The 9,875-nt window shown below is 71.8% G+C and carries 7 protein-coding genes; 5 read left to right on the top strand and 2 right to left on the bottom strand.

From position 1 onward, the window contains the following. The first annotated feature begins 139 nt into the window (after positions 1-139). Together KGA66_RS26215 and KGA66_RS26210 are read left to right on the top strand one after the other, a co-directional pair. Positions 140-823, top strand: coding sequence for a class I SAM-dependent DNA methyltransferase (locus KGA66_RS26215; RefSeq protein WP_211471755.1), 684 nt, complete (start codon positions 140-142; stop codon positions 821-823). Positions 824-884: 61 nt separating this feature from the next. Then, positions 885-2,576, top strand: coding sequence for an ATP-binding SpoIIE family protein phosphatase (locus tag KGA66_RS26210; RefSeq protein ID WP_211471753.1), 1,692 nt, complete (start codon positions 885-887; stop codon positions 2,574-2,576). 198 nt (positions 2,577-2,774) lie between these two features. On the opposite strand, the gene KGA66_RS26205 is transcribed toward KGA66_RS26210, so the two are convergent. Then, positions 2,775-3,110 carry a histone-like nucleoid-structuring protein Lsr2 gene (locus KGA66_RS26205; protein ID WP_211471751.1) on the bottom strand — a complete coding sequence of 112 codons (336 nt, stop codon included), beginning with the start codon at positions 3,108-3,110 and terminating at the stop codon, positions 2,775-2,777. A gap of 451 nt (positions 3,111-3,561) precedes the next feature. Between KGA66_RS26205 and KGA66_RS26200 the strand changes: the two genes are divergently transcribed. From KGA66_RS26200 to KGA66_RS26190, 3 genes are all read left to right on the top strand, one after another. Further along, entirely contained in the window at positions 3,562-5,712 is a 2,151-nt protein-coding gene (locus KGA66_RS26200) for a (Fe-S)-binding protein (protein ID WP_211471749.1), read from the top strand. Positions 5,713-5,786: 74 nt separating this feature from the next. Next, entirely contained in the window at positions 5,787-6,230 is a 444-nt protein-coding gene (locus KGA66_RS26195; protein WP_211471747.1) for a GatB/YqeY domain-containing protein, read from the top strand. A gap of 73 nt (positions 6,231-6,303) precedes the next feature. After that, positions 6,304-7,509: a glycoside hydrolase family 18 protein gene (locus KGA66_RS26190; RefSeq protein ID WP_211471745.1), complete on the top strand. Its 1,206-nt coding sequence runs from the start codon at positions 6,304-6,306 to the stop codon at positions 7,507-7,509. 119 nt (positions 7,510-7,628) lie between these two features. Here KGA66_RS26190 and KGA66_RS26185 read toward each other — a convergent pair whose 3' ends face one another. Further along, positions 7,629-9,809, bottom strand: a complete 2,181-nt coding sequence (locus tag KGA66_RS26185) for a bifunctional polysaccharide deacetylase/glycosyltransferase family 2 protein (RefSeq protein ID WP_498066745.1) — start codon at positions 9,807-9,809, stop codon at positions 7,629-7,631. Between the last annotated feature and the right edge of the window lie 66 nt (positions 9,810-9,875).

The following is a 9,875-nucleotide window of genomic DNA, read 5'->3' as shown; positions in this document are numbered from 1 at the left end:
CACCGCACCGCCCCCGACCGCCCGCACGAAGCCGCGCCGGGTGAGTTCCTTGCGCACATTCATCCGCACACTCCTTTTCCGATCCGGCAGCCTTCTGATATTGAATACCAGACGGAGACAAGCGACGAGGGGAAACCCGATGGCTGTGCACAGACTCGTCCCCGCGACGCCCCCGGACGCCGCGTGGCTCGAACGCGAGGAGGCGCAGGCCCGCGCCTTCGACGCGATCGGCGCCCGTTACGACGAGGCGTTCCCGCACAAGGAAGGCCAGCTCGCCTGCGTCGAGCGGCTGCTGGAACGCCTCGGTCCCGGCGCGCGGGTCCTGGACGCGGGCTCGGGGACAGGTTTGCCGACGGCGCGTCAGCTCGTCGAGGCCGGCTGCGAGGTCACCTGTCTCGACCTGTCCCCGGCGATGGTGGACCTGGCGCGGGCGAACGTGCCCGCGGCGAAGCACCTTCTCGGCGACGTGCTCGACCTGCCCGACGAGCCGGGACAGTACGAGGCCGTCGTCGCCTTCTTCTCCTTGCTCAACCTTCCGCGCGCCCGGGTGCGCGCGGCGCTGGAACTGATCGGACGCGTGCTGACCCCGCGCGGCTGGTTCGCCCTGGCCATGGTTGAAGCAGACATCGACGATGTCGCGATCCCGTTCCTCGGCACCCGGATCCGTGTCACCGGGTTGCTGCGCGACGATCTTCGAGCCCTGCTGCTCGGCTGCGGATTCGAGATCGCCCAGGAACAGGTGATCTCCTACGCCCCGACGACGTCCAGCGCGCCGCCGGAGATACAGATGTTCCTGCTCTGCCGCCGCGCCGCCGAACGGTAGCTCTGCGGCTAGTCTTACCCTCCGCGAGGGGAGTTCGGCGGCGAGCTGGGGAAGTGGACCGATGGATCTGCGCGAGCAACTGGCGTTCCTCAACGAGGCGACGGCGCAGATCGGCGCGAGCCTCGACACGGTCACGATCGCGGAAAGCTTCGCCGGGGCCCTGGTGCCGCGGCTGGCCGACTTCGCCTCGGTACACCTGCTCGACGCGCTCTTCGTCGACGGCGCCCCCGCGCCGCCCGCGCCCCGCGACACCGCCGGCAGTCCGCTGCGCCGGGTCGCCGTCGTGCACGACGAAGCGCCGGACCGTTGGCGCACCGTGGTACCCGAGGGCGCGGTGCAGCTCATGCATCCGACCGGCCCTTCGTATGAGGCGATGGTCAGCGGCGAGCCGGTCTGGCTGACCCGCGTCGACGACGCTCACGCCACCGCCATGACGAGCACGCACCGCACCGGGGATGTACGGCCACTGCTGGCCGACCGGGCCTACCTCGCCGTCCCGCTGCTGGTGCGCGGGCGTGTGCTCGGCTGCGTGACGCTGACGCGGCGTCAGCAGCGTCCGCCTTTCGACGACATCGACGTGCTGACGGTCGGTCAGCTCGCCGCGCAGGCCGCTCTCGGCGTCGACAACGCCAGGCTCTACCGCGGCCAGCAGGCCACCGCCGCCGAGCTTCAGCGCGGCGTGCTGCCGACCACGCCGCCGACGCTCGCCGGGGTCGAACTGGCGCACCGCTATCTGCCCGGCAACCCCTCGGCGGAGGTCGGCGGCGACTGGTTCGACACGATCGCGCTGCCGGGCAGCCGGATCGCCATCGTGATCGGCGACGTGATGGGGCACGGGGTCGGCTCGGCCTCGATGATGGGGCACCTGCGCATCGCCGTGCAGACCCTCGCGGCGCTCGACCTGCCGCCCGACCAGATCCTGCGCCAGCTCGACAACCTCGCCCAGCGTCTCGGCGACGACCACCTGGCCACGTGCCTGTACGCGGTCTACGACCCGATCGCGCGCTGCTGCATGCTGGCGAACGCGGGACACCTGCCGCCGCTGCTGGTGCGCCAGGAGGGCGGTATCGAGCGGGTCGACGTGCCCACCGGAGCGCCGATCGGCGTCGGCGGCGTCGCGTTCGACACCGTGGAGATCACCATCCGCGACGGCGACACGCTGCTGCTGTACACCGACGGGCTCGTGGAGGAACGCGGCCAAGACATCGACCGCCGGATCGCGGCCCTCGGCGAGCGCCTGCGGTCGCTCGACGCCCCCTCGCTGCGCCCACAGGCGCTGTGCGACGCGGTGATCGCGGCCTCCGGCCGGGACGCCTACGAGGACGACGTCGCGCTGCTGGCCGCGCGCCTGGGCGGCATCCCCGCCGAGAGCGTCGCGAACTGGTTGCTGGCCCCGCAGCCGATCACCGTCTCGCGCGCCCGCGGCCTGGTCCGCCAGACGCTGGCCGGCTGGGGGCTCTCGGCGCTGGCCGAGGTGGCGCAGCTGCTGGCCACCGAGCTGATCACCAACGCGATCAGATACGCCAACCGCCCGATCGAACTGCGGCTGCTGCGGACCGGGACGCTGCTGTGCGAGGTTCGCGACGACGACCACTACCTGCCGATCCTGCGCGAGGCCGGCGGACTGGACGAGAACGGCCGCGGCCTGTTCCTGGTCAGCAGGCTGGCCCGGCGCTGGGGAGTGAGCCGCACCACACACGGCAAGGTGGTCTGGTTCGAACTGGAGCTCGGCCCGCCGGCCGACGAGATCTAGACCGGGCCCGGCCACGGCCTGGCCCCGGGTAACCGCCGCGAGAAACGATCCCGCAGCGGGGTCACCCGGTAGGTATCGCGCCGGGCGGGTCGCCCGGCCCGCGCGCCATTTCGGCCCATATACCGCGCGGTGCGGCGCGGGCCGGATAGCGGTAAAGAAAACCCCGTTCGCCGCGCGGGTGGGCGCGTCCGGCGCGTTTCAGTGCGCTTCCTGGAATTTCACGATCAGGTCCCGGGAGACCCGGCCGCGCTCGGAGACCTCGAAACCCTGGGCCTTGGCCCACTCGCGCACCTCGGAGGTGTTGGGGCCGCCGGGCTGGGCCGGCTTGCGGACCGCCGCGCGCCCGGCCGTGCGCGCGCCGCGGTCCCGCCGGGCCGCGTCCACGTACCTGGCGAGGGTGTCGCGCAGTTTCTTCGCGTTCTTCCCGCTCAGGTCGATCACGTAGCGGGCCCCGTCCAGGCCGAAGACGACCGTCTCGTCCGCCTTGCCGCCATCGAGGTCGTCGACCAGGGTGACCTCTAATTTCTGTACCATGGATTTAAGCCTGCTTTCGTGGGGGAGAGGTAACGGGCGCGATCATAACACCCTGTCCATTTGCGGCCGCGCGAAACCCGGGCCGGTTTATCCGTGTTCCAAGGCCTGTGATTGACCGCCGCGCGCTTTTCCGCCCGGAGTGGGGACACAGTCCTCACACGGTCCCGGGAGCGCGGGCCCGACCGGTAGTGACGCAGGTCACGCCGCGGACGCCGCCGGCGCCCGCTCGGGCACGTTTCGGCCGCGGCTTGGTGAACATTTTGGTGCCGCATCACATCAATCGGCGGTTCAATGACCGATCATTCAGGGAACGAGCTGATCTCGTGCCGCGCAGATCGGCCGCGCGGCGCGCGACGCACGCCGGCCGCGGCTGACGCCGGTTGCGGAAACAGCCCGACGGCGGGATACGGTGCGGACGGTCCCGCCGCGGACGACCTCATGGAGGACTCAAGTGGTACTGCGTATGGTTCTCGGCCTGGCGATGACCGCGGCGGCTTTCGCCGTGGCCGCGCGCCGCGTCTGGCTGCTCTACCGGCTCGGGCGGGCCGGACAGCCGGCCGAGCCAGGTCGCACCCGTGACGCCGGCCGGCGGCTGTGGGCGGTGCTCACCGAGGTCTTCGGGCAGCGCAAACTGCTCAAATGGTCCGGCGCCGGCACCGCGCACTTCGCGGTCTTCTGGGGCTTCGTGATCCTGGGCGCCACGATCCTGGAGGGCTACGGGGCGCTGTTCCAGCGCGACTTCCAAATCCCGCTGGTCGGCACCGACACCTGGCTGGGCTTCCTGGAGGACTTCTTCGCCGTCGCGGTGATCTGCGGCCTCGTCGCCTTCTCGATCATCCGGCTGCGCCAGTCCCCCGAGCGCGAGGGGCGCCGCTCCCGGTTCTTCGGCTCGCACCTCGGCCCGGCCTGGCTGGTGCTGCTGATGATCTTCAACGTGATGTGGACGCTGCTGCTGTACCGGGGCGCGCAGATCAACACCGGTTACTTCCCCTACCGGCACGGGGCCCTGGCCTCGCAGCAGGTCGGGCACTGGCTTCACCCGCTCGGCCGCACCACCAACGACGTGCTGGAAACGGCGGGCATCCTCGGCTCGCTCGGCGTGGTGCTCGCGTTCCTCGTGCTGGTCGTCTACTCCAAGCACCTGCACATCTTCACCGCGCTGCCCAACGTCGCCCTCTCCCGCCGCCCGCGCGCCCTGGGCGCGCTGCTGCCGGTCTACTCCGGCGGCGAGCCGGTGAACTTCGAGGACCCGGGCGAGGACGACAAGATCGGCCGCGGCGCGATCGAGGACTTCACCTGGAAGGGCCTGCTGGACTTCGCCACCTGCACCGAGTGCGGCCGCTGCCAGTCGCAGTGCCCGGCCTGGAACACCGGCAAGCCGCTGAGCCCCAAGCTGCTGATCATGGGCCTGCGCGACCACGCGCTGGCCAAGGCGCCGTACCTGCTGGCATCCTCGGACGAGCAGCGCCAGGCCCTGCCCGCCGAGGTGCTCGCCGAGACCGAGCGCCCGCTGGTCGGCTCGGCGGACGTCAACGGCGTCATCGACCCGGACGTGCTGTGGTCGTGCGTGACCTGCGGAGCGTGCGTCGAGCAGTGCCCCGTGGACATCGAGCACGTGGACCACATCGTGGACATGCGCCGCTACCAGGTGATGATCGAGTCGGAGTTCCCGCGCGAGGCGCAGGGGATGCTGCGCAACCTGGAACGGCAGGGCGACCCGTGGGGCCGCGGCCAGAAGGCCCGGATGGAGTGGGCCTCCGGGCTGCCGTTCGAGGTGCGGGTCTTCGGCGAGGGCGGCGAGGAGAAGCTGCCGGACGACGTCGAGTACCTGTTCTGGGTCGGCTGCGCCGGCGCGCTCGACGACAACGCCAAGAAGACCACCCGCTCGGTGGCCGAGCTGCTGCACGAGGCCGGGGTCGGCTTCATGGTGCTCGGCAGCGGGGAGAGCTGCACCGGCGACCCGGCGCGCCGGCTCGGGCAGGAACTGCTCTTCCAGGAGCTGGCGAAGCAGAACGTCGAGACGCTCAACGAGGTCGGCGCGAAGAAGATCGTGGTCACCTGCGCGCACTGCTTCAACGCGCTCGGCAACGAGTACCCGCAGCTCGGCGGCCACTACGAGGTGGTCCACCACACGCAGCTGCTGGCGCGCCTCGTCGCGGAGGGCAAGCTCGTGCCCGCCAACGAGGTGGACGCGGCGGTCACCTACCACGACCCGTGCTACCTGGGCCGGCACAACCGCGTCTTCAGCCCGCCGCGCGAGATCCTCGGCGCGGTGCCGGGCGTGCGGCTGACCGAGATGCCGCGCAACCGGGAGCGGTCCTTCTGCTGCGGCGCGGGCGGCGCGCGCATGTGGATGGAGGAGACGATCGGCACCCGGATCAACGAGACGCGCACCGACGAGGCGCTGGGCACCGAGCCCGACCTGGTGACGGCGGCCTGCCCGTACTGCATCGTGATGCTCACCGACGGCCTGGCCAGCCGCAAGCAGCAGGGTAAGGCGTCGCAGGACGTGCGGGTGACCGACGTGTCCGAGGTGCTGTTGCGCTCTGTGCGCGGGAACGCGCAGGCGGCGCCCGAGGCGCCTGGCGGCGCAACCGAGTGAAACCGGCGCGGTGAAGAGCGTGGCGCGCCGAAATCGCGTGCGTGCGGTGAAGCGGCGGACGTATCGTCGTCGCCGTGCCGACCGACTCGACCGAATCCGCCACCTCTTCACCGCGCGCCGCGGCCACGGCGGCGCCCCTGCGCGAGCGGCTGCGTGAAGCGCTCAGCGGCGCGATCAAGGACCGCGACAAGGTCGCGTTGTCCGTCCTGCGTTCCACGCTCGCCGCGATCGACAACGCGGAGGCGGTGGCGCGGCCGGCGTCCGCGGACCGGCGGCAGGCGCTCGAACAGATCCCGATCGGCGCCGGCAGCGCGGAGGCACCCAGGCGGGAGCTGACGGCGCAGCAGATCGAACAGATCGTGCGCGCCGAGCTGGCCGAGCGTGAGGCGGCCGCCCGCGGCTACCAGCGCGCCGGGCGCATCGAGCACGCCGAGCGGCTGCGCGGCGAGATCCGCGTCCTGGCCGGGCATCTGTCGCCGGGCCGCGCGCCCGCCCGGCCCCGCCGGCCCGGCTCTTGACAATGGTCTAAACCAGTTGGATGGTGTGGGAGCGACCGGGGATGGGTCCGTACTCACACGCCAGGAGGCGTACATGCCCATGCGCATGACCGTGCGCAGGCTCATTCCGATCTCAGCCGTCATATTCACCGCGTCCGCGCTGCTCGCGCCGGCCGCCGGCGCGAGCAACACGACCGCAACCACCAGCACGACCGCGGCCACCGCCACCGCCACCGGCGGGCACTTCGCCACCACCACACAGGCCACCACCACACAGGCCACTGTCACACAGGCCGCCGCCACGCCGATCCAGATCTACGGAGCCTGGCACTGCAGCGACGACGCGTGCCTGTGGGGCACCGTGCGCACCGTCGCGGACTTCGACGCGAACAACCACTGGCTGATCGACCGCGGCGACGGGCACCCCTCGGTCAACCTCGTCGTGCTCAGCTTCGTCAACCCGCTGAAACTGCTCGACGCGACCACCGACTCCGGCGACGCGAACGGCGTTCCGCTCGGCATGACCCAGGACATCGTGAACTACTTCACCGGCCACGGAATCCGGGTCATGCTCGCGATCGGCGGCATCACCTACGTAAGCGACTGGGACACCGCGCTGTCGCAGAACCCGGCCCTGCTCGGGCAGCGGGCCGCCGCGCTCGCCGGGCAACTCGGCGTGGGCATCGAGATCGACTACGAGAACAGCTCCAGCCCGAACCTGACCGGCCTGCAAGCCTTCATCGGCGCCTACCGCGCCGCGCATCCGTACGACCCGGCCGGCGCGGACCCCGCGGCGCGCCTGACCATCGACGTGGCCGCCGGTGATCGATGGCTGATCGCGCTCGACCGGTACGCCACCGCGAACTGGCTGACCACGGCGAACCCGGTGCTCGACTACGCGAACGCGATGGTGCCCTCGAAGCAGCCCTCGGCCTCGACCGCCGAGGCGGACTGGCTGGAGCACGTCGACGGCAAGCCGAACTACTCGCCGCCGATCCCGCCGCTCGCCCCGGCCAAGTTCACCGGCTCCGTGTACATCGCGGGCCTGAACCAGGTGCAGCCGGAATGCGTCAACTTCCCCACCTCGCTGCAGAACGCCACCAGCCCGTTCGTGCAGACCGTCGCCCCGGCCGGAGCGGGCAGCACCTCCGGCATGCTCGGGTACATGTTCTGGGCCGCGGACACCCCCTCGACGCGCGGCATGACCACCGATCCGCCGAACACCTGTCAGGGCGGCGTCGGCGCCGGAGCCGCCGCGCTCAACGTGCCCGTCCCGATGCCCGCACTACGACAGAACTGATCTGATGTCCCGCGCCTGACACCGCGAGACAGGTCGCAGAACGCTGCGGCGAAGCGAGGCGAAGGAAGCGGGGCGGTGTGACGGGGACGGCCGCGGCGACGGCCGTCCCTCGCACCGGTTCACTCCCAGGCGCCCGGCTGGGTCTGCGGCTGCCGGGCCGGGGCGCCGGGAACACCGGTCATCCCGCGCCGTTCCATCCGCTGCCAGCGCAACCGCGCGCCGAGTATCGCGGTCACGACGGACTGGATGATCACCAGGTACATCACCTGCCGGTACACGAACTGCTGCAGCGGCAGCGTCAACAGCACGCCGCGGCGCTCCCGGTCGAGCCGGAAGGCGTACCAGGACGCGACGAGCTGCACGACGAGGAAACCCAGCCACACCGCGAGCATCCGCGCCACGTCGCCGAACAGCAGACCGTACAGCGCGAACACGTCGATCAGCGGCGCCAGCAGCGGCAACAGCACCTGGAACAGCAGCAGATAGGGCAGCCCCCGCCGGCCGAGCCGGCCCGCGCCGCCGCCCATCAGCACGGTGCGCCGGTGCTTCCACATCGCCTGCATCGTCCCGTACGACCAGCGGTAGCGCTGCCGCCACAGCTGCCCGAGCCGCGCGGGGGCCTCGGTCCAGGCCACCGCCCGCTCCTCGTACACCACGCGCCAGCCCGCGCGCAGCAGCGCCATGGTCAGGTCGGTGTCCTCCGCGAGGGTGTCCTCGCTCACGCCGCCGACGTCCACGAGCGCCTCGCGGCGGAACGCCCCGACCGCGCCGGGCACCGTGGCGATGCATCCGGCCATGTCCTGGAAGCGCCGGTCCAGGTTGAATCCGACCACGTACTCGATGTGCTGCCACTTGCCCAGCAGCCCGTCGCGGTTGCCCACCTTCGCGTTACCGCTCACCGCGCCGATGCACGGGTCGCTGAACGGCTGCACCAGCGTGCGGATCGTGTCCGGTTCGAAGACCGTGTCGCCGTCCAGCAGCACCAGCAGCCGCCCGCGCGCGTGCGCGATCCCGGTGTTCAGCGCGGCCGGTTTGCCCGCGTTCTGCTGGCGCACCAGGCGCACCCCGAGTAGCGCGAACCTTTCCGCCACCGCCGCCGTGCCGTCCGTCGAGCCGTCATCGACGACGATGACCTCCATCGGATAGTCGTTGCGCAGCAGGGACCTGATCGTCGCCTCAATGCCTGCCTCCTCGTTGTATGCGGGCACGATGACCGAGACCGGTTCGCGCACCGGCGGGCCCCAGGGGCGCCGCCGCCGCCGCGCGTGCCGGCGCGCGGTCGCCAGCAGGAGCAGCAGCCGCAGCACGCTCAGAGCGCCGGCGCACACGATGGTCCATCCCAGCGCGCCGATCACCAGGTCCGAACCCTGCACCGCGCCGATCAGCACCCTGCCGCGCCACAGCTGCGCGGAGGACGCGGGCGCCAGCGGGTCCGCGGCGCCGATCGCGCCGGTCACCGTGCTGAAGACGTACCCGCGCGCCTTGAGCAGCGGGATGAGCTTGCCGAGCGCGGCCACCGTCTGCGAGCGGTCCCCGCCGGAGTCGTGCATCATCACCACGAGCCCCGGGTTCCCGCCGGCGGGCGGCACCACGTTCGACACGATCCGCGCGACGCCGGGGAGCCTCCAGTCCTCGCTGTCCCGGTTCGTCAGCACCACCAGATAGCCGTGCGCCCCGGCGTCCCGCAGCGCCGCCCAGTCCAGGTCGTCGAGCGCACTGGGCTCCGAGGAGTACGGCGGGCGCAGCAGGGGAGTGGCCACCCCGGCCGCGGCTTCGATCACGGCCTGCGTCTGGGAGTACTCGAAGTTGCGCCGCCATTGCGGCGCCGCGCCCAGGTCGTCGTGGGTGAAGGTGTGGATGCCCACCTCGTCGCCCGCGGCGACCTCGGCGCGCACCAGGCCGGGCTGCTGCGCCGCGCGCCCGCCGACCAGGAAGAAGGTCGCCGGCACGTGGTCGGCGGCCAGCTGTGCGAGGACCTTCGGCGTCCAGTCCGGGTCCGGCCCGTCGTCGAACGTCAGCGCGACATGCCCGGGCAGCACGTCGTAGGAGCGCGCGGCGCCAGACCTGGTGTCGATCACCGGGCCGCCCTGTGCGATGGAGGCCGGCACGTGCGCGGCGCCGACCGGGATGTGCGGGCCGCCCGAGCCCTCGGCGCCGACCTCGTGGTGCACCAGCCCGTACAACATGAGCGTGCCGAAGAAGAGCGTCATGGCCACGGCGAACAGCAGCCAGTGCGCTCGCGGCGGGACCGTCCGCGCGGCCCGCCGGCGCCCGCGCCCGCGCCCGTTCCCCCGCGCCATCAGCGTTTGTGCCCGGAGGCGCTCGGCGAGGCGGATTTGACGACCTGGCCCGGGGGCGTGGTCGGC

It is taken from the genome of Actinocrinis puniceicyclus (assembly GCF_018283645.1).
GTDB lineage: Bacteria > Actinomycetota > Actinomycetes > Streptomycetales > Catenulisporaceae > Actinocrinis > Actinocrinis puniceicyclus.
This window is presented reverse-complemented; position numbering and strand designations above follow the sequence as displayed.